Raw genomic sequence first — 20,699 nt, 5'->3', positions numbered from 1 at the left:
CACTATCTTTGCTGCCTTGAAGAGATGAATCATGAAATGTTGTAAAGGCTATGAACTTATATACTTCCGTTGAGTTGCCTGCCGGTTTGCCCCGGCTGACGCATGCCGACCGACTGCTATTGCTCGGTTCTTGTTTCGCTGCCGAAATGGGGGAGAGGTTACTTTCCGCCAAGTTCCGCTGTGACGTCAACCCTTATGGTGTACTTTACAATCCTCTTTCCATCTCTGTCGCATTGCGGGAAATAGAGGCGGGAAGAAGTTATGGAGCAGAAGACCTTTTCCTGTTTCGCGAACTTTGGCATAGCCCGATGCATCATGGGGACTTTTCTTCTGCCGATAAGGAAAAAGTGTTGGAAACCATCAACACCCGGTTGCAGGAAGCACATGCCGTTTTCTCTCAATTGGACTACCTTTTGCTTACTTTTGGCACGGCATGGGTCTATGAGTCCAAAGAGACGGGGCGGGTGGTATCCAACTGTCACAAACAACCGGAGACAAAGTTCACACGCCGTAAACTTTCTGTCGATGAAATAGTGCTTGACTATAAGGAATTACTGTCGGATGTATTGCTGCGGAATCCTAAACTGAAAGTATTGTTCACCGTCAGTCCCATCCGCCATGTCCGTGACGGGCTGCATGCCAATAACCTTAGCAAAGCAACTTTACTGTTGGCTGTCGAACAACTTCAGATGCTTTTTCCGGGGCATGTCTTTTACTTTCCTGCATACGAATTATTGCTGGACGAGCTGCGCGACTACCGTTTTTATGCCGAAGATATGGTACATCCTTCCAAGCTTGCCGTTGACTATGTGTGGGAGCGGTTTGTGCATTCCTGTATCTCTGCCGATGCGTTACAGATTATGGAGGAAAGTGAAAATATACGTAAATCATTAGCACATAGACCTTTTCATCCGGAATCTGATGAATATAAGCGTTTTTTAGGACAAATTGTGTTAAAAATAGAGCGACTTAACGGAAAATACCCGTACTTAGACTTCAAAAAAGAGAGAGAAATATGTCGTATTCGATTGAAAGCATAACCGAAAGCATGGGTGCACGGCGTGTGGGAAGTGTACCGGCTACCATTGATTGGCTGCTTACCGACAGCCGTTCCTTGAGTTTTCCCGAGGAAACATTATTCTTTGCCTTGACTACCAAACGGAACGACGGTGCCCGCTATATCCCGGACCTGTATGCCCGTGGTGTCCGTAACTTTGTCGTCAGCGAGGAAAGTTATAGGGACATTGAGAGTGGAAAATTGAAGCCGACTGCCAACGACCAGTCGCCGGTTGTCAATTATCTGATAGTGCCTAATCCGCTGAAAGCTTTGCAAAAGCTTGCCGAACAGCACCGGGGGAAGTTCCAGATTCCTGTAATCGGTATAACGGGCAGTAACGGAAAGACTATAGTTAAGGAATGGCTGCACCAGCTTATCAGTCCCGAACGGGCGATTGTACGTTCTCCGCGCAGCTATAATTCCCAAATAGGAGTACCTTTGTCCGTTTGGCAGATGAATGAGCAGTCTGAACTGGCGATATTTGAAGCCGGTATTTCCGAGCCGGGTGAGATGCGTGCCTTGCAGAATATCATCAAACCCACGATCGGTATCTTGACCAATATAGGCGGAGCCCATCAGGAAAACTTCTTTTCCTTGCAAGAAAAATGTATGGAGAAGCTTGTCCTGTTTAAGAATTGTGATGTGGTGATTTACAACGGTGATGATGAATTTATCAGCAACTGTGTGGCAAAGTCCATGCTTTCTGCCCGCGAGATAGCGTGGAGCCGGAAAGACATGGAACGTCCTTTGTATATAAGTAAGGTAGAAAAGAAAGAGGAGTGTACGGTGATCTCCTATCGTTATCTGGATATGGACAATACATTTACCTTGCCTTTCATTGACGATGCTTCCATTGAAAATTCGTTGAACTGCCTTGCCGCCTGTCTGTACCTCATGTTGCCTGCCGAAAAGATTACGGAACGTATGGCCAAGCTGGAACCCGTTGCCATGCGTCTGGAAGTGAAAGAGGGCAAGAACGGCTGCCTGTTGATAAATGACAGTTATAATTCCGACCTGGGCTCATTGGATATTGCACTCAATTTCTTGTATCGCCGTTCGCTTGTCAACGGGCTGAAGCGGACACTGGTACTTTCCGATATTCTTGAAACGGGGCAAAATACTCCTACCCTTTACCGGCAGGTGGCGCAACTGGTGAACAGCCGCGGCATTGAACGTATCATAGGTGTGGGCAATGAAATAGCTACTTGTGCCGCACGTTTCGATGTGGAGAAATCGTTCTATCCTGATACGAACACCTTGATACGGGCCATTGAGCGTGGAGAACTCCGGTTGGAAAACGAGATCATACTTATTAAAGGGGCACGCAAATTCGGCTTTGATGCCTTGACGGAGGTGTTGGAGAAGAAAGTGCATGAAACCATCCTGGAGGTGAATCTCGGTGCCATGATTGCCAATCTGAACAGCTATCGCAGCAGGCTGAAGCCGGAGGCCAAGACTGTATGTATGGTGAAGGCGTCTGCATACGGTGCCGGTTCATACGAAATTGCCAAGACTTTGCAGGAGCATCACGTGGATTATCTGGCTGTAGCTGTGGCTGATGAAGGTTCCGAACTCCGCAAGGCCGGGATTACGGCAAGCATCATCATCATGAATCCGGAAATGACGGCATTCAAGACGATGTTTGACTACAAGCTGGAACCCGAAGTCTATAGTTTCCACTTGTTGGAAGCCTTGATTAAGGAAGCGGAGAAAGAGGGGATTACCAACTTCCCCATTCATGTCAAGGTGGATACCGGTATGCATCGTCTGGGATTCGCTCCCGAAGACATGCCCCGTCTGATTGAACGCTTGAAGGGGCAGAATGCGGTTATCCCACGTTCCGTCTTCTCTCATTTTGTAGGCAGTGACGCACCGCAGTTCGATGCTTTCACACGTCAGCAGATCGTAAACTTTGAAAAGGCATCCATGGAGTTGCAGAATGCTTTCCCGCATAAAATACTTCGCCATATCTGTAATTCCGCAGGAATAGAACGTTTTCCGGGTGCGCAGTTTGATATGGTGCGTCTCGGCATCGGGTTGTATGGAGTCAATCCGGTGGACAATTCTATCATGAACAATGTAAGTACCTTACGTACCACCATTCTGCAGATACGTGATGTGCCCGGAGAAGATACCGTAGGCTATAGCCGGAAGGGACATTTAAGCCGTCCTTCACGTATTGCCGCCATTCCTATCGGGTATGCCGACGGATTGAACCGCCATCTCGGCAACGGCCATGCCTATTGCCTGGTAAACGGGCAGAAAGCACCCTATGTGGGCAATATATGCATGGATGTCTGCATGATTGATGTAACGGACATTGACTGCAAGGAAGGGGACATGGTAGAGATTTTTGGTGACCACCTGCCCATCACGGTGCTTTCCGATATACTCGAAACCATACCTTATGAAATATTGACGAGTGTTTCCACACGGGTGAAGCGAGTGTATTATCAGGATTGAATAAATGCTGAATCATCAGTCTAAAATTATAAATCTTGCTATATTTGCATCAAATTAATTCGATACGACTATGACAAACTTACTTTTATTAGGCTTTCTGCCCAGTGGTTCCGAATGGATTATCATAGCACTGGTTATTCTGTTGCTGTTTGGCGGCAAGAAGATTCCCGAACTGATGCGTGGTTTGGGCAAAGGTGTGAAGAGTTTCAAGGATGGAGTGAACGAAGCCAAGGAAGAAATTGACAAGGCCAAAGAGGATTTGGACAAACCGGCTGAAGAAAAAAAATAAGGCGGTGGATTAATGGCAGAAAAAGAACTTACTTTCTGGGATCATTTGGATGAACTTCGCCGGGTGCTGTTTCGTGTCCTCGGGGTGTGGTTCGTATTGGCGGTAGGTTATTTCGTTGCAATGCCCTATCTGTTTGATAATGTGGTGTTGGCTCCTTGCCATAATGACTTTGTTTTCTATGATTTATTACGCTGGATAGGACGAGAACTGGATTTGCAGGATGAGTTCTTTACGCAGGAATTCCGGGTGAAACTGATTAATATCAATCTGGCTGCCCCGTTTTTTATCCACATGTCCACAGCCTTCTGGATGTCGGTGGTGACGGCTGCCCCTTATCTTTTTTATGAGGTCTGGCGTTTTGTGAGTCCGGCTCTCTATCCCCATGAACGCAAGGGGGTGAAGAAGGCGTTGGGCATCGGTACGGTAATGTTCTTTATCGGGGTGTTGTTGGGCTACTTCATGGTTTATCCGCTTACATTGCGCTTCCTTTCCACCTATCAGTTGAGTGCGACGATTGAGAACCAGATTTCTCTGAACTCATATATAGATAATTTTATGATGCTGGTGCTTTGTATGGGACTGGCATTCGAACTGCCGTTGGTGACTTGGCTGCTGTCCTTGTTGGGAGTGGTGCACAAGTCTTTCTTGCGCAAGTACCGCCGTCATGCTATCGTGGTTATAGTCATTGCTGCCGCTATCATTACACCTACGGGTGATCCGTTCACTCTGACGGTGGTGGCCGTTCCTCTTTATCTGCTCTATGAGTTGAGCATCCTGATGATAAAGGACAAAAAGAACGGTGAAGAAGATACGGAAGAATGAATGAGGTAGAGGAATATTTTGACGTGTTGCTGGCGGTTTGCAAGGAAGGTAATTTGTCCTTGGATATGGCTTACCGCCAGATGCGGGAACTGTTGGAACGTTTATGCCGTACACAGATGGCGGACAGCAGTTTGCAGATGACAGACCTTTCTGCACGAATCAGTTTCGTGGCTTCGAAGGCGGGGCTTTCCATGGTTGAGCAGAATCGCCTGCATACTTTCCGGCTGACTTCCAATGCCATACTGAACCGCCAGGCGGAACCTTCCCGGGAACAGCTGCTGCGTGATGCCAAGACGCTGGCATTTTTCATCAGGCGCCTGACAGGGGAAGACATACCCGCCGGGCTTTATCGCCTGTTGCCGCATGCGGATGCTACCTATGTGGTGTCTCCTCTTGCCAAGGAACGGATACGGCGGATGCGTGTCTGTTTCCAATACGCCGATGATGCCTTTCTATATGTATTGCCGGTAGATAGGCTTGCCGATGAACCGTTGCGCGTCCGTTACAATGTGCCGCAAATCAATGAGGAATTTGCAGAAACCTGTCAACTGCTGTGGCGCCATGCCCAAGTCAATCTGCTTGATGTGGCTGTGGATGACGCCGGTATATTGACTCCTTCTTTTATCATACTCGAACCGGATTACTTGATAGATATCAGTGCGCTGGCAGAATGTTTTAAAGATTACGGACACCATCCCGCCAATTATATGCTGGCGCGTTTGCAGTCACCGGATAATACCCGTCCGCTGTTGCTGGGTAATATAGCCAATCTTTTTCTGGATGAGTGGATTCATTCCGAAGAATCACCCGACTATTTGACGTGCATGAAGAAAGCTTTCCGTTCGTATCCTATCGAACTGGCTGCTTGTGCCGATTTGAGGGACAGGGAGAAAGAAGCGGAGTTCTTTGCCGACTGCAGGCGGCATTTTGATAATATCCGCCAGACCGTGACGGAGACTTTCCGTGCGCCGGGGTATGGGCTGGACAAAACGGATGCGGTGTTGGAACCCTCTTATATCTGTGAGGCTTTGGGCCTGCAGGGACGTTTGGACTATATGCAGCGGGATATGTCTTCGTTTATAGAAATGAAGTCCGGCAAGGCGGATGAATACGCTATCCGCGGCAAAGTGGAACCGAAAGAAAATAACAAGGTGCAGATGCTGCTCTATCAAGCGGTGCTGGAATACTCGATGGGAATGGATCACAGGCGGGTAAAGGCTTATCTGTTTTATACCCGTTATCCATTATTGTATCCGGCACGCCCTTCATGGGCTATGGTAAGGAGGGTGATGGACGTCCGCAACCGGATAGTGGCAAATGAGTATGGCATACAGTTGAGAAATAGTCCTCAATATACGGCGGAACGGCTGAAGGAGATTCATCCGGACATACTGAATGAACGGCAACTGGACAATGTCTTATGGAAGCGTTATCTTTATCCCTCCATTAATGCCGTGACGCAACGTATCCTCGCCCTGTCATCCATAGAGCAGAGCTATTTCTACACGCTCTATAATTTTATAACGAAGGAACTCTACACTTCCAAATCGGGAGATATAGATTACGAAGGACGTGCGGGAGCTGCGGCATTATGGCTTTCCACGTTGGCGGAGAAGTGTGAGGCCGGCGAAATCCTGTACGACCTGGCTATCCGGGAAAACCATGCCGCGGATGCGCATAAGCCGTATTTGCTTCTGCGACGGACAGTATATGGTGAGGCTGTTGAAAACCAGGTACTTCCCAATTTCCGGCAAGGGGATGCCGTAGTACTCTATGAACGGAACAAGGATGGTGACAATGTGACCAATAGAATGGTTTTTAAAGGAAATATAGAGCGCATATCTGATGACGAGGTCTGCATGCGTCTTCGTGCAGCTCAACAGAATGCGGGAGTGTTGCCTGCCGGAAGCCGTTATGCCATAGAGCATGACTATATGGACACTGCCTTTCGCGGAATGTACTTGGGACTTTCTGCCTTTCTTTCCGCAACGAAAAGCCGGCGTGACTTGCTTTTGGGGCAGCGTATGCCGGAATTTGACCTTTCTTTGGATGCCCGTATCGCTGCTGCCCCGGATGCCTTTGCCCGGATTACCTTGAAGGCGCAGGCTGCCGGAGATTATTTCCTGTTGATCGGACCTCCTGGTACCGGCAAAACTTCACGTGCCTTGCGTGGGATGGTAGAGGCCTTTTACCGGGAAGGAAAACAGATTTTGCTGCTTTCCTATACCAACCGTGCGGTAGATGAAATCAGCAAGGCGCTTGCTGCCATTACCCCCGAGATTGATTTTATCCGTATCGGCAGCGAATTATCCTGTGACGAGGCGTATCGCGGGCATCTGATTGAAAATGTGCTGGAAAGCTGCTCTACCCGTCGTGAAGTGCAGGAGCGCATTGCGCGTTGCCGTGTCTTTGTGGGGACGGTTGCCACCTTGTCTGCCAAGACTGACTTTTTCCGGCTGAAAACCTTTGACGTGGCTATTATAGATGAAGCTACCCAGATACTGGAGCCTCAGCTTTTGGGGCTGCTTTGCATCCGGAATGCTGCCGGTGCAGATGCCATCGGTAAATTCATACTGATAGGCGACCATAAACAGCTTCCTGCCGTTGTTCTGCAATCTTCCGAACAGTCGGAGGTCTGTGATGAGGCATTGCAGGCTATCGGCTTGTACAATTTGAAGGATTCTCTTTTTGAACGGTTATACCGGAATATTACCCGGAAGAATCTGCAGGCTTTTACAGGTGCTTCATCATGGGTGCCCGGTCGTTGTTACGATATGCTGTGTCGTCAGGGACGTATGAATGTGGAGGTTGCTTCGTTTCCTAACCATGCCTTCTATGGAGGGTTGCTGGAACCGGTGGGATTGCCGCATCAGCAGGGCGAACTCAGCCTTTCTCCCGGGTTATGCGGTTGTGAGTTTGCCGGACTGCTGACACGTCGTGTGGCGTTTTTGCCTTCTGTTCCCGAAGCATTGTCCCGGTCTGTCAAGATGAACCATTCGGAAGCGCGGATCGTTGCCTGTTTGGCTGAGGCTGTCTATCAGCAGTATGCTGTAAGTTCCGGCTTTAACTCTGCTTTAACGTTAGGGATCATTACTCCTTATCGCAGCCAGATAGCTTTGATCAAGAAAGAAATTGCCGCTTTAGGAATAACGGACTTGAATGATATATTAGTAGATACGGTGGAACGTTTCCAGGGAAGTGAACGTGATGTCATCATCTATTCTTTTTGTGTCAACCGTGTCTATCAGCTGAAATACCTTGCCAATCTGACGGAAGACAATGGAGTGCTGATTGACCGGAAACTGAATGTTGCCCTTACCCGCGCGCGCAGACAAATGTTTATGACGGGAGTACCACAGTTGCTGAAACTTAATCCCATTTATGCCAGACTGTTGGAGTCTGTAGCGGTGAAATAATGAAAAGGAATCGTTCATTACCTCTTGTTTAGTAAATATTAAGCATTTTCTATTTCTTTATAGAGTTTATTAATAGCATAATGTGAGATAAATCAGTATATTTGCAGCACGTTTTTTTCATAGAGATTTAGATTTAAGGTTAGAAGAATTGTGGAAGTCGTGAGACTTCCCTTTTTTTGCCTTAAATTGTTTCCTCCTTACGCTTGATCTTTGCTTAGTGAGGGGGAAAATAAAAAGCGCTTTCGTGAGAAAGAGCTTTTTTTATTGTATGGGGTAGAGGATGCCGTACCCCTGGATTATCATTCCTTAATACAGCGTATGGAGATTACTTTCAGATAGTTTTTTCCGCTGGCTTGGCTGTCGCTGAATACAAATTGGGGAGCATCGGCTGTGAGAAATATAGTTTGTGCGGGGATGACTTTTCCGCCCTCTTCCTCGTCCAGGGTCCAATAGCCTGTCATATAATTATCTATCTTGTGACCGCTTTCTCTCCACATGCCTATGGGATAGGCGTTGAATCCGGTCAAATTAGATACAGCGGCTAATGTCCCTTTTCCTTCCAGCAGTTCCCAGGTACCGGCTTTTAATAATGCGGCTTCGTCTTTTAGATAGGTTTGCATTTTTTTCCAATCCTCGGTTTGAGGCACTCTCCAGCCTTGGGGAGCAAGATTCCCTTTCAACAAGGTTTCGCCATTGTAGAAGTAGAATCCATATTCGTCTGATAGGTAGTAGCCTGTTTCACTGTGGTCGGTCAGTGTTGTTTGGCGTTTGATTTCCGTACCGTCTTGATAGCATGTTGCTTTTAGTTCTTCTCTCATCCAATATTGGGTTCCTATTTTTACCAAGGCATAGGCTTGTGATTTGCTTTGCCGCACATCGTGCAATACATATTTGCTGATGTTGACGCTTTGGGTCTCTTCAAGGTTGGTGGCGGTGATGATTTTTCCGCTTTTACTGATGTAAAACTTTTCGATGGGTGCCGATGTACCGGCTGTGTAGGTTAGTGTGTTGGCTGCCGTGTCCCAAGACGCCGTTCCTCCGTGCAGGTTCCGGGATTCACCGCACAGCTGCAGGACGGTTCCTGCGGTCAGGTCTGTCCTTTCGTTCATTACCGGATAGACAACAATGGCTTGTGAAGCGATAGGGGCATTTTCTGCCTGTAGGTATTCTTTGCATATCTCGGCGATGGCTCTTCCCTGATGGTATATTCTATATATGTTTGAAGTGTTGAATGAGAGTGCGGAGGTGTGTATCTCGTTTGTCTGCAAGTCTCCTTTTCCGTCTTCTTGCGTTGTTTCGGTGCCCCAGGATTCTATTTCTCCTACAATTCCGGCCAATGTATGGTCTGCTTGCGAGATGGCTATTTTAATGACACGCTGGGTGTTGCTTTCCAAATCTATTTTGGATATCGGGCAGGTATAGATTCCGCCATTCCACTCGATGATAATGGATTGGTTGTCCGCGTCGGCGTGTTGTGGAATGACTATTATTTCCTTGCCTACCAGGGTTTCGTCTGCCTGGGCCCATTCTCCTGAAGCTATGATATCGGCGGCTGCGGAAGTATTGCTGATTTCACCGCTGATTAAATCATAGTCGGCCTTTGTAAAGAATCCGCTTGCCACAATTTTGGGAGAAGATTTCAGCATCTCTTCCAGGTTCTCCCCTTCTTGGGGAACCAGTGTGACTTTTAGTTTGGACAGGCGGTGCCGGAAACTGAGTGACACTACTTCATTGCTGCTGGATATATTGTTTTGGGTGGCTACGAGGAAGTCGGATGCTGAATGGTTCTTGGCGGTACTTTGATCTGTCTGTACAGAGATGGGAAGGACTGTGCTTCCTATTTGGAGTCCGTCTTGCTGGTAGGGATAGTAGGCTGTGAAGTCAAGTGCAGCGTTTCCTTCTGGATAGAAGACTGTCTTTTCGGGGACAAGGATTGAGTTGTATTCCAGACTGAGGTTGTCTATGTAGCGTTCTGTACCGAGGCTTGTACCGGTAAGTGTAGCGAACAGTCCGATTTTGTCACCGTTCTCAAATCCTGCGTCGGTAACTCTGGTAGAGACTGCCTGTTTTATTCCGGCGGAGAAGTTGATGGGGATACTGCTTTCTTTTACAATCTCTGTTTCAATCTGGTTGACACAGGCTGAAAATAGTACGGCGATAAGGAAGGATTGGCTGGATAGCGTTTTCAAGTGTTTTTGTTTGTCCATATTCAATTTATATTAAAGCTATAAACGTTATAGCTTGGGTGTGCTCATAACCAGTGTTCTGAATTTATATTGAGGCAGAGCTGTAATTGGTATGGAAAAGTACTGTAACTTTTGAATGCTAATTGACGGTATTCCGCTGAATAATCCGTTGTTCTGTGTTTTTCTTTTCTTTGCACTTGTCTTAAACGGAGGCAAAGGTAATTTGATTTTTTAGAATACAGGTGTAAAACGGGAAAAAGTTAAAAAAAATGTATCTGAAGTAAGCCTTAAGAGTGTTTTACTCGATTTTTAAGGTTCACTTCAGATACAATTTATTTGAAAGTCTTTCGTTTTATCAATCCAAAACAATAGGCTTATATTTCGGAACTAACGCCTTCATGACAATCCAGCCTAATAAGTAGGCTACTGCACAAATACAGAAAATAATAAAGTAACCGGCAGGTTTACCGGAGAATCCCATGAATTCCATTGCGGGACGTGCGTATTGTGCTCCTTGTTGCAACAGTTCTTTGGTCATTTCCACTTCTGTACCGTCTGCCATCGTAGTACCTGCTGCATAAGTAAACAGCATACCGGATCCTTTATTGATAAGGAAAGAACCCACACCACCGGCCATACCTCCGATACCGGTAACGGTAGCGATAGCCGATTTTGGGAACATGTCACCTACGGTAGAGAATATATTGGCAGACCAGGATTGGTGGGCGGCACCGGCAATACCGATGATGATGACCGGGAACCAATACGAATAATTACCTAAAGGTTGTGCGAATAATGCCAGCAACGGGAAGAAAGCGAATATCAACATGGCTCGCATACGTGCTGCGTACGGATTCATGCCGGTTTTGTTGATAATGATGGTTGGCAACTTTCCTCCGTAGATGGACAGCATGGTAATTGCGTAAAGTACAAAGATAAGCAACATGGCTGTGGGGCTGTCGGAAGAGAAGCCATATACATCGCTGATGTAGGCAGGGGTCCAGAAAAGGAAGAACCACCATACACCGTCTGTCATGAACTTACCGAAAACGAATGCCCATGTCTGCTTGTAGCAGAAACTTTGCAGGAAGCCCATTTTCTTTTCTTCTTTGCCTTCTTGGGGAACAGCGGCAGCACCGTCCTCATGCTTGTCCTGTTCAATGTATTCCAGTTCGGCCTGATTGACATGCTTGCTCTTGCGAGGGTCGGTATATAGGAATACCCACATTCCCATCCAGATAAAGCCAAGTGCGCCAATCACGATGAATGCCATTTCCCAACCGTTGCCGACACCTATTTCCTTGAAATACTTGGCAAGCAAAGGAATGGTAACCGGAGCGGCAAGCGCACCTACCGTAGCGCCGGCATTGAAGATACTGGTAGCGTAGGCACGGTCTTTCTTGGGGAAATATTCTGCCGTAACCTTGATGGCTGCCGGGAAGTTGCCGGCTTCACCTAATGCCAGGACGAAACGTGCGGCAATAAAGAAGTAAACGCTGACGGTGGCGATGGTCAGTGCCATTGCAGAGCCGGCTTCTACTGCAATCAGTGCGTCGGAACTGTCCAATCCTACCCATAATTCAGTGGCATAACCGCAGACGGCATGGAGGCAGGCGCCAAGTGACCAGATACCGATAGCCCATAAATATCCTTTTTTCGTACCCATCCAGTCAATGAAACGACCGGCGAATAACATGCTGACGGCATAGATAATGGAGAAAATGGAGGTAATTGTACCGTAATCGTTATCGGTCCAGTGGAATTCAGGAGCGATAAAGTCTTTCCACGTCAGGGAAAGTACTTGCCGGTCAAGGTAATTGACAGTTGTCGCGAAAAATAACATGGCACAAATTGTCCAACGGTAATTGGTCATTTTGCCCAGTGTGTTTTGAAATGTACTCATGATAGTAGATTTATTATTTTGGATGCAAAAATACGGGTTTGTGTTCTGATTAAGGTGTAATATTTGGTGGAAATGCTGTAGAAAGTGATAAAAACAGGCATGGATTAGAACAATCCATGCCTGCTAAATATGGGAAATCTTTTTATTGCATATCAATGTATTTGATTTCGTCCTTGTCGCTGTACTTCAGGTTCTCGCCCGCCATACCCCAGATGAAGGTATAGTTGCTTGTTCCGGCGGCAGCGTGGATGCTCCATTCGGGAGAAGTGATGGCTTGTTCGTTGTGCAGCCATACCAGGCGTTCTTCTTTCGGTTCGCCCATCAAGTGGCAGATAGCATTGCCTTCGGGCAAGTTGAAGTAGAAGTAAGCTTCCATACGGCGTGTGTGAGTGTGGGCAGGCATGGTGTTCCATACAGAACCGGGAGCCAGTTCGGTAAGTCCCATCTGCAACTGGTTGGTACCGCCGTCTTTCACTCTTTCCAGAACGTCTTTCACAATCAACTGGTTTACGATACGGTCGTTGCTGTCTTCCATTTTTCCGTAATGATCGGAAATACCTAAGGCATATTTCTTGGGATTGGCCTTTTGAAGTTTGGCGTCCGTAGTAATCAGCTGAGTGACAAACTGCTTGTAGGCGGGAGCGGAGTTGATGTAAAATTTAGCCGGTTTGGTAGCGTCGTTGCTCTTGAAAGTCACTTCTTTATTGCCGCAACCTACGTACAGGGCTTCCTTGTATTTCATGGGGTATTCCTTGCCATCTACCGTAACTACACCGTCACCGCCAATATTGATGACACCCAATTCACGGCGTTCCAGAAAGTAAGTGATTTCCGGACCCAGTTCGCGGAATGTTTCCAGTTTAAGGGTTTTGTTTACCGGCATGGCGCCTCCGTAAATCAGACGGTCATAAAGGGTATAAGTTACGTTGATTTCGTCCGGAGCCATTACTTTCTCCATCATGAAAGAACTACGCAAGCGTTCTGTGTCATAGTGCTTCACGTCTTGCGGATGGCAAGCGGTCTGTACTTTGTAGTTTACTTGGGCGGAAGCTGTCAATGCAGCTGTACCCAACATTAAGGCAATTGCTAATTTCTTCATTTTTAATATAAACTTTTAAATATAAATATTACATACTAGTCTCTTTTGCTGCTTTTTCACTGCGGATGATGGCACGGCGGTTGATGAGCATCAGTGCGATTGCCACTAAAGTCAGCAGTGCGCCTCCCAGATACGAGAGTTTGATACCTCTATATATAGTCCAGCCAAAGAAAGAGGAAGCAAAATCGAGCGCACCTCCGGAGAACCCCTCGGGAATGCGTGCTGCCGGATCATGAGTTTCGGCATATACATTGTTGGCTGCCAAAGTAAAGTCGGGAGCCATGTCAGTTACGAAGTATAAACCGATGATCAGTGTGACAAGGCCTACTATCAAAGTTTTCAGTACATTACCTTTGGTGAAGGGCAATACCATGGGGAACAGATAAAACATTCCTGCCAGGGAAGCTAACGGAAGGAACTGGTTACCGGGGAGGAACACCGCCAGTGCCAGGCTGACAGGGATCAGGATGACTGATGCTACCAATGTAGTGGGGTGTCCGATGACTAAGGCGGGACTCATTCCGATGTGTACTTTCTTGCCATTGAATTTGGATTTCACCAGTTCGGATGTCTTCTCGGAAATGGGTTTCAATCCTTCGATAAACAGGGAAGTGATGCGGGGGATGAGTTCCATTACAGCTCCCATTGTAATGCCCAGGAAAAGTATCTTCTTGATATCCAGTTGTGCGGCCCATCCAATCAGCATACCTACAATGACACCCAACACCAGCGGTTCGCCGATTACGCCGAACTTCTTTTTCATTCCTTCGGCATCAATGTCCAATTTAGAGAAACCGGGTATCTTGTCCAATACTTTATTGATAATGATGGCGAAAGGCATAAAGCTTTGGCAGAACGGTTGGGGAATGGAAATACCGTTCAAATCGTAGTATTTCTGAAATTTCTCGGCGGTGAGGTCTGCACACACCAAGGTGATGACATAGCAGATGATGGCGGCAAAGTACCCCCAAGCCAGATTCTCACCGGTGACAAAGTAGGCCACGGCTCCGATAAATGCAAAATGCCAGTAGTTCCACAAGTCGATGTTGACTGTCCGGGTAGTCTTGGTGATAAGCATCAGGAGATTGACTCCCAGACATACCGGTATGATTAGTGCACCTACGGCTGTATTGTATGCTACGGCAGCAGCTGCAGGCCATCCCATGTCAAATACGTTCAGTTGCAGATGATACAAGTCGGATATGGCTTTTAAGGGGTTGTCGAAGTTGGTTGTTAACAAGGCTGTAACTACACCCAGACCCACGAAACCTACTCCGACGAAGAGCCCCGATTTTAGTGCCTTGCTAAATTTCATTCCTATACACATGCCAATAATTGTAAAAATAATTGGCATCATTACCGACGCTCCCAAAGCGATGATGTAACTGAAGATTTGTCCCATTCTCTTGTGATTTAATTAGATAATTGATTATGTTTTACAATGGTATGAACTAAAAACCGGGGTCAAAAATAAGACCTTTTCTTTATTAATCAAATTCGAAAAGCATAAATCTTAGTAAAAAGGACGATTTTAGACAAAATTGGTCGTTAGCGTGCACAAAATTGTTCGTTTTCGTACACGAAAATCAAAAAATACACTCTCTCCGTTGAAAAGTACACACTTGTTTGGAAACAAACCGCTACTTTTGTTCCATGAAATAAAGTAGGTCTAATACCCAAAAATGAACGACTTCATGAAAAAAAACTCTATTTGTAAATTTATTGTATCTGGTCTGTTGTTGGCTTTCCCTTTGGGAATGTTTGCGCAACGGGTAAGTTGTGAACAACCCTGGTCTGTGCGCATGGCAGAATCGGAAATGATTCGTTGTCCGGAATCCTGGCAGCTGGACTTCCAACCCAAATTGAAATGGGACTACTGCCATGGCTTGGAACTTCAATCCATGCTTGATGTATATGACCGTTACGGAGACAAGAAATTCTATGATTATGCTTTGGCGTATGCCGATACGATGGTAAATAATGACGGGACCATCAAAATGTACAAACGCGAGGAGTTCAGCCTCGACCGTATCAATTCCGGCAAGTTCATCTTCCGCATTTATGAGCAGACTAAAGATGAAAAGTACAAAAAGGCGTTGGCGCTGATGCGCAGCCAGCTTGATGACCATCCGCGTAATGCCGATGGGGGCTTCTGGCATAAGAAGGTTTATCCGAACCAGGTTTGGTTGGACGGTATCTATATGGGGGCACCTTTCTATGCGGAATATGCTTTCCGTAACAACCGGGTGAACGATTATGCGGATGTCATCAACCAGTTTCTCATGGCAGCACGCCATACATACGATCCGAAAACGGACCTGTTCCGCCATGCATGCGACGTAAGTCGTACGGAGCGCTGGGCCGATCCGGTGACGGGGCAGTCAAAACATAGTTGGGGACGTGCCATGGGATGGTATGCCATGGCATTTGTAGATGCCCTCGATTTCATTCCGGAACACGAGGTCGGACGTGATTCCATGTTGATGGTTCTTAATCAGCTGGCAGCTATGGTGAAGCGTGTACAGGATGCCAAGACGGGCTTGTGGTACCAAGTGTTGGACAAGAGCGGTGAGAAGGGCAATTATCTCGAATCTTCCTGTTCTACCATGTTTGTCTATACTCTGTTCAAGGCTGTACGTAAGGGATATATTGACAGGTCTTATTTAGATGTGGCAATCAAAGGCTATAAAGGTATTCTTGATAATTTCATTGAAGTGGATAAGGATGGGGTAGTTTCCATTACCCGGGCATGCGCAGTGGCCGGATTAGGAGGAAAGAACTATCGTTCGGGCGACTATGATTACTATATCAATGAAACCATTCGTAGCAATGACCCGAAGGCTGTGGGGCCGTTTATCCTGGCATCATTGGAATGGGAACGCCTTCAGGAGGTAAAGAAAAACTCTACACAGACGCAATGGAACCGTAACATTGTCGTGTCACGTGACGGTACAGGTGATTACCGTACACTGACAGAAGCCATGGAAGGTATCCGTGCCTTCATGGATTACAAGGTGACCGTGTTTGTTAAGAATGGCATCTATAAGGAAAAGGTGATTGTCCCTTCCTGGATCGAGAACGTGGAATTTGTTGGCGAAAGCGTGGAGAATACGGTTATTACCTACGATGACCATGCCAATATCAATAAAATGGGTACGTTCCGTACTTATACCGTAAAGGTGGAGGGAAACGGAATCACTTTTAAGAACTTGACGATAGAGAATAATGCTGCCCGTCTGGGGCAGGCTGTAGCCCTCCATACGGAAGGTGACCGCCTGGTATTCATCAACTGTCGTCTTCTGGGTAACCAGGATACAGTTTATACAGGTGTGGCAGATACCCGCCTCTGTTTCTTGAATTGCTACATAGAAGGCACTACGGATTTTATCTTCGGTCCTTCTACGGCTTTGTTTGAGGGTTGCACTATACACAGCAAAACCAATTCTTACGTAACTGCCGCTTCCACTCCTGCGCATATCGCAGTAGGTTATGTATTCAAGAAGTGTAAACTGACGGCAGCTTCCGGTGTGGATAAAGTCTATTTAGGCCGCCCATGGCGTCCTTATGCTGCCACTGTATTCATCGATTGCGAATTGGGTAAGCATATCTGTCCGGCAGGATGGGATAACTGGCGTAATCCCGGAAATGAGAAAACCGCTCGTTATGCTGAATATGGAAGCACGGGAGAAGGTGCTTCCGTGGACGGTCGTGTAAACTGGGCCAGACAGTTGACCAAGAAAGAAGCTGCAAAATACGATGATATGAAATATATCTTCGGCATGTGCAGTGACTGGAGTCCGTTATAAGAAACTCTCTCTCATCGGGCTGAAGCAGTCAATCAGGATTCCTGCTTCCAGACAAGTACATCCGTGCAGTGCATCCGGTTCGATATAAACTCCGTCACCGGCAGAAACAATCTGTTTTTCGCCGTTGACGGTGAATTCGAATTTACCGCTTGCTACGTAAGTGGTTTGTGTATGGTAGTGGGTATGCGGGGTACCTGTGGCACCTTGTTCAAATTTTACCTTGACAAGCATAACCTGTCCGTCATAACCCATGATTTGGCGTACGACTCCTTCGCCTGCCGGTTCCCATTCTTTTTCTTGCTCAAGAATAAAAGTTTTGCTTCTTGTCTTTTCCATGTGGTCTGTTTTTTATCTGATTTCAAGAGGGCAAATATACGATTAAAATTAAATTTTCTACTGATTGCACCTTTTTTTACACTGAAAACGGCAGGCTTTTGGCTAATATTGCAGCCTGAAACTTAAACATATTTTATATACGGAACCATGAAACATAAATTGATTTTACTTTTAGGCTTGTTTTTTCTGTTTTCGGCTTTCAAAGCAGATAAGCCGGTGATTACTGTTTTTATGATCGGAGACTCTACAATGGCTGATAAGAACCTGACCGGAGGGAATCCTGAAAGAGGGTGGGGACAGATGCTTCCCGGTTATTTTTCCGAGGATATCCGGGTTGACAATCATGCCATGAACGGTCGCAGTTCCAAAAGTTTTATTGATGAGGGTCGTTGGGACAAGGTACTTTCTCTGGTTAAGAAAGGTGACTACGTCTTTATCCAGTTCGGTCATAACGATGAAAAACCGAAAGCCGACCGTCATACGGATCCCGGAACAACATTTGATGCGAATCTGCGTAAATTCGTTAACGAGACACGTGCCAAAGGGGGGATTCCGGTATTGTTCAACTCTATTGTCCGTCGTAATTTCGGGGTAGCTGCCGATGCGCAGACAGTGAAAGCTGCCGTCAATCAGGATGATTTTCGCAAGGATGCCAAGCATGAACCGTCTGCTGCGGTGAAACCGGAAGAAGGCAAGAAGCTGATAGATACGCACGGAGCCTATCTGGATTCCCCACGTAATGTAGCCAAGGAGTTGAATGTTCCGTTTGTGGATATGAATAAGATTACCCACGATCTGGTGGAAGGCCTGGGTCCCGATAAATCTAAGGAATTGTTTATGTGGGTGGCTCCCAACACAGTTCCTGCCATGCCTAAGGGCCGTGAAGACAACACACACCTTAATGTATATGGTGGTCGTGTAATAGCGGGGCTGACGGTAGGTGCGATAGCGGAAGTTGTGCCCGGACTGGCAAAATACGTACGCCACTATGATTTTGTGGTAGCCCAGGACGGTAGCGGTGACTTCTTTACCGTTCAGGAGGCTATTGATGCCGTACCGGATTTCCGGAAAAGTGTCCGTACCACCATATTGGTCCGTAAAGGAGTATATAAGGAAAAGATTGTCATTCCCGAAAGTAAGATCAATGTTTCGTTGATAGGGCAGGAGGGAGCTGTCCTTTCTTATGACGATTATGCCAACAAACCCAATTGTTTCGGTGAGAACAAAGGTACCTCCGGTTCTTCTTCCTGCTATATTTATGCTCCCGATTTCTATGCGGAGAATATTACTTTTGAAAATACGTCCGGTCCGGTGGGGCAAGCGGTAGCTTGCTTTGTCAGTGCTGACCGCGTTTACTTCAAGAATTGCAGATTCCTCGGCTTTCAGGATACGCTCTATACTTACGGGAAGGGGTGCCGTCAATATTACGAGGATTGTTACGTAGAGGGGACAGTCGATTTCATCTTCGGATGGTCCACGGCGGTGTTCAATCGTTGCCACATCAACAGTAAGGGAAATGGCTATGTAACCGCTCCCTCAACCGACAAGGGGCAGAAATACGGCTATCTTTTTTATGACTGCCGATTGACAGCCGATGCCGGAGTGAATAATGTGTATCTTTCCCGTCCCTGGCGTCCGTATGCGCAAGCTGTCTTTATACGTTGTAACCTGGGGGAACATATCCTTCCGGCAGGTTGGGACAACTGGGGCAACAAGGACAATGAAAAAACGGCTTTTTATGCGGAATATCAGAGCCAGGGTGAAGGGGCCGATCCTGAGGCGCGTGCTTCTTTCTCTCATCAGTTGAAAGACTTGAAAGGCTATGGAATGGAAACCGTGCTTGCAGGAGAAGACGGCTGGAATCCAGTGAAGAACGGGAATGAATTGCTGACTATAAAGAGATGAAATACTAATTAAACATATTGTCGATGAAAAAGATTTTTTTATTTACGCTGCTGCTTGCCATGGTGTTTCCGTTTTCTGTTTTGGCGGAGAACTATCCCTACAGGAGCGATGTACTTTGGGTAACCGTACCCGATCATGCCAATTGGGTCTATAAAACAGGAGAAAAAGCAACTGTGGAGATCCAATTCTATAAATATGGTATTCCGCAGGACGGGGTTACCGTCAATTATGAACTCGGAGGTGACATGATGCCGGCCGATTCCAAAGGTTCTGTGGTCTTGAAAGATGGAAAAGCCACCATCAAGATAGGCACAATGAAACAGCCCGGTTTCCGGGATTGCCGCATGACGGCTACCGTCAACGGCAAAACCTACAAGCATCATGTGAAGGTAGGGTTTTCTCCAGAGAAGATTCAGCCTTACACCAAGATGCCTGCCGACTTTAAGGAATTCTGGGACAACAACAAGGCCGAACTGGCCAAGTGTCCATTGAAATATACCAAGAAACTGGCTGAGGAATATTGTACGGATAAGGTAGATTGTTATCTTGTGAAACTGCAGGTAAACAGCCGTGGGCAAGCTATTTATGGCTATCTTTTCTATCCGAAAAATGCAAAAAAAGGTTCTTGTCCTGTAGTCCTTTGTCCTCCGGGTGCCGGAATCAAGACCATTAAGGAGCCTTTGCGCCATAAATATTATGCCGAACAGGGCTGTATCCGTTTTGAGATAGAAATCCATGGGCTGAATCCCGAGATGACTGCCGAAGAATTCAAGGAGATCTCCAATGCTTTTAACGGTAGAGAGAACGGGTATTTGAATAACAGCCTCGAAAACCGCGACAACTATTATATGAAGCGTGTCTATCTGGCATGTGTCCGTAGTATCGACCTGCTTACTTCGTTACCCGAATGGGATGGAAAGAACGTGGCTGTGCAAGGTGGCAGCCAAGGTGGTGCTTTGGCCTTGATAACTACCGGACTTGATTCCCGTGTGACGGCTTGTGTTGCCAACCATCCGGCACTCAGCGATATGGCAGGTTATATGGCGGGACGTGCAGGCGGTTATCCTCATTTCTTCCGCGTGCCGGGCATGGATACTCCGGACAAGCTGAAAACCATGGCTTATTATGATGTGGTGAATTTTGCCCGTCAGATTAAAGTTCCTACGTATATAACGTGGGGATACAATGATGACGTGTGCCCTCCTACCACAAGCTATGCCGTTTATAATGTATTGGACTGTCCTAAAGAGGCCTTGATTACTCCTATCAATGAGCACTGGACTTCGGGAGATACGGAATACGGGCAGTTGGCGTGGATATTGAGACATCTGAACAAGTAAAAGCTTTATCCTTCCTTTTTTGAACCTGTACGGTTCGTATGCACAAGATGCCGTCTTGAATATAACAAGATGGCATC

General features: G+C 46.7%; 13 protein-coding genes. 8 read left to right on the top strand and 5 right to left on the bottom strand.

The window, feature by feature from the left end; translation table 11 throughout:
* Positions 1-50: 50 nt before the first annotated feature.
* The 5 genes from HMPREF9446_RS09135 (at position 51) to HMPREF9446_RS09115 (ending at position 8,047) form a co-directional block, all read left to right on the top strand.
* Positions 51-1,040, top strand: a complete 990-nt coding sequence (locus HMPREF9446_RS09135) for a GSCFA domain-containing protein (RefSeq protein ID WP_009125320.1) — start codon at positions 51-53, stop codon at positions 1,038-1,040.
* Positions 1,016-3,520: a bifunctional UDP-N-acetylmuramoyl-tripeptide:D-alanyl-D-alanine ligase/alanine racemase gene (locus HMPREF9446_RS09130; RefSeq protein WP_009125319.1), complete on the top strand. Its 2,505-nt coding sequence runs from the start codon at positions 1,016-1,018 to the stop codon at positions 3,518-3,520. Before HMPREF9446_RS09135 ends, HMPREF9446_RS09130 begins: the two co-directional genes overlap by 25 nt.
* Before the next feature lie 70 nt (positions 3,521-3,590).
* The gene (locus HMPREF9446_RS09125) at positions 3,591-3,809 is read left to right on the top strand and encodes a Sec-independent protein translocase subunit TatA/TatB (RefSeq protein ID WP_009125318.1); all 219 of its coding nucleotides are present in this window, start codon (positions 3,591-3,593) and stop codon (positions 3,807-3,809) included.
* Between the two features lie 12 nt (positions 3,810-3,821).
* Positions 3,822-4,631 (top strand): twin-arginine translocase subunit TatC, encoded by an 810-nt coding sequence (tatC, locus tag HMPREF9446_RS09120; RefSeq protein WP_009125317.1) that lies wholly within the window; start codon positions 3,822-3,824, stop codon positions 4,629-4,631.
* Positions 4,628-8,047 (top strand): DEAD/DEAH box helicase, encoded by a 3,420-nt coding sequence (locus tag HMPREF9446_RS09115; protein ID WP_009125316.1) that lies wholly within the window; start codon positions 4,628-4,630, stop codon positions 8,045-8,047. Before tatC ends, HMPREF9446_RS09115 begins: the two co-directional genes overlap by 4 nt.
* 299 nt (positions 8,048-8,346) lie before the next feature.
* Here the strand turns inward: HMPREF9446_RS09115 and HMPREF9446_RS09110 are convergent, their stop codons facing one another.
* The 4 genes from HMPREF9446_RS09110 to HMPREF9446_RS09095 all read right to left on the bottom strand — a co-directional run bounded on the left by HMPREF9446_RS09110 (position 8,347) and on the right by HMPREF9446_RS09095 (position 14,637).
* Positions 8,347-10,254, bottom strand: a complete 1,908-nt coding sequence (locus HMPREF9446_RS09110; protein WP_009125315.1) for a fimbrillin family protein — start codon at positions 10,252-10,254, stop codon at positions 8,347-8,349.
* A gap of 334 nt (positions 10,255-10,588) precedes the next feature.
* On the bottom strand, positions 10,589-12,136 hold the full coding sequence (locus HMPREF9446_RS09105) for an MFS transporter (protein WP_009125314.1): 1,548 nt from the start codon (positions 12,134-12,136) through the stop codon (positions 10,589-10,591).
* A gap of 142 nt (positions 12,137-12,278) precedes the next feature.
* On the bottom strand, positions 12,279-13,235 hold the full coding sequence (gene kduI, locus HMPREF9446_RS09100) for a 5-dehydro-4-deoxy-D-glucuronate isomerase (protein WP_009125313.1): 957 nt from the start codon (positions 13,233-13,235) through the stop codon (positions 12,279-12,281).
* Positions 13,236-13,263: 28 nt separating this feature from the next.
* Positions 13,264-14,637: a PTS galactitol transporter subunit IIC gene (locus HMPREF9446_RS09095; RefSeq protein ID WP_009125312.1), complete on the bottom strand. Its 1,374-nt coding sequence runs from the start codon at positions 14,635-14,637 to the stop codon at positions 13,264-13,266.
* A 292-nt stretch (positions 14,638-14,929) separates the two neighbouring features.
* Between HMPREF9446_RS09095 and HMPREF9446_RS19435 the strand changes: the two genes are divergently transcribed.
* Positions 14,930-17,041 carry a pectinesterase family protein gene (locus HMPREF9446_RS19435; RefSeq protein ID WP_087943559.1) on the top strand — a complete coding sequence of 704 codons (2,112 nt, stop codon included), beginning with the start codon at positions 14,930-14,932 and terminating at the stop codon, positions 17,039-17,041.
* On the opposite strand, the gene HMPREF9446_RS09085 is transcribed toward HMPREF9446_RS19435, so the two are convergent.
* Positions 17,036-17,377 carry a cupin domain-containing protein gene (locus tag HMPREF9446_RS09085; protein WP_009125310.1) on the bottom strand — a complete coding sequence of 114 codons (342 nt, stop codon included), beginning with the start codon at positions 17,375-17,377 and terminating at the stop codon, positions 17,036-17,038. The two genes, HMPREF9446_RS19435 and HMPREF9446_RS09085, sit on opposite strands and share 6 nt — an antisense overlap.
* A 147-nt stretch (positions 17,378-17,524) precedes the next feature.
* Here HMPREF9446_RS09085 and HMPREF9446_RS09080 point away from each other — a divergent pair, with 147 nt between their 5' ends.
* Positions 17,525-19,282 carry a pectinesterase family protein gene (locus HMPREF9446_RS09080; RefSeq protein ID WP_009125309.1) on the top strand — a complete coding sequence of 586 codons (1,758 nt, stop codon included), beginning with the start codon at positions 17,525-17,527 and terminating at the stop codon, positions 19,280-19,282.
* 23 nt (positions 19,283-19,305) lie between these two features.
* On the top strand, positions 19,306-20,622 hold the full coding sequence (locus HMPREF9446_RS09075; RefSeq protein WP_009125308.1) for an acetylxylan esterase: 1,317 nt from the start codon (positions 19,306-19,308) through the stop codon (positions 20,620-20,622).
* Positions 20,623-20,699 lie beyond the last annotated feature (77 nt).

Source organism: Bacteroides fluxus YIT 12057 (genome assembly GCF_000195635.1).
Classification (GTDB): Bacteria; Bacteroidota; Bacteroidia; order Bacteroidales; family Bacteroidaceae; genus Bacteroides; species Bacteroides fluxus.
Note: the sequence above shows the minus strand (reverse complement) of the source record. Positions and strands in the feature narration are given on the sequence as shown.

Bases quoted from the DNA above. Each gene is read 5' to 3' on its own strand.
- HMPREF9446_RS09135 (WP_009125320.1), top strand. From the start codon at position 51: ATGAACTTATATACTTCCGTTGAGTTGCCTGCCGGTTTGCCCCGGCTG.
- HMPREF9446_RS09130 (WP_009125319.1), top strand. From the start codon at position 1,016: ATGTCGTATTCGATTGAAAGCATAACCGAAAGCATGGGTGCACGGCGT.
- HMPREF9446_RS09125 (WP_009125318.1), top strand. From the start codon at position 3,591: ATGACAAACTTACTTTTATTAGGCTTTCTGCCCAGTGGTTCCGAATGG.
- tatC (WP_009125317.1), top strand. From the start codon at position 3,822: ATGGCAGAAAAAGAACTTACTTTCTGGGATCATTTGGATGAACTTCGC.
- HMPREF9446_RS09115 (WP_009125316.1), top strand. From the start codon at position 4,628: ATGAATGAGGTAGAGGAATATTTTGACGTGTTGCTGGCGGTTTGCAAG.
- HMPREF9446_RS09110 (WP_009125315.1), bottom strand. From the start codon at position 10,254: ATGGACAAACAAAAACACTTGAAAACGCTATCCAGCCAATCCTTCCTT.
- HMPREF9446_RS09105 (WP_009125314.1), bottom strand. From the start codon at position 12,136: ATGAGTACATTTCAAAACACACTGGGCAAAATGACCAATTACCGTTGG.
- kduI (WP_009125313.1), bottom strand. From the start codon at position 13,235: ATGAAGAAATTAGCAATTGCCTTAATGTTGGGTACAGCTGCATTGACA.
- HMPREF9446_RS09095 (WP_009125312.1), bottom strand. From the start codon at position 14,637: ATGGGACAAATCTTCAGTTACATCATCGCTTTGGGAGCGTCGGTAATG.
- HMPREF9446_RS19435 (WP_087943559.1), top strand. From the start codon at position 14,930: ATGAAAAAAAACTCTATTTGTAAATTTATTGTATCTGGTCTGTTGTTG.
- HMPREF9446_RS09085 (WP_009125310.1), bottom strand. From the start codon at position 17,377: ATGGAAAAGACAAGAAGCAAAACTTTTATTCTTGAGCAAGAAAAAGAA.
- HMPREF9446_RS09080 (WP_009125309.1), top strand. From the start codon at position 17,525: ATGAAACATAAATTGATTTTACTTTTAGGCTTGTTTTTTCTGTTTTCG.
- HMPREF9446_RS09075 (WP_009125308.1), top strand. From the start codon at position 19,306: ATGAAAAAGATTTTTTTATTTACGCTGCTGCTTGCCATGGTGTTTCCG.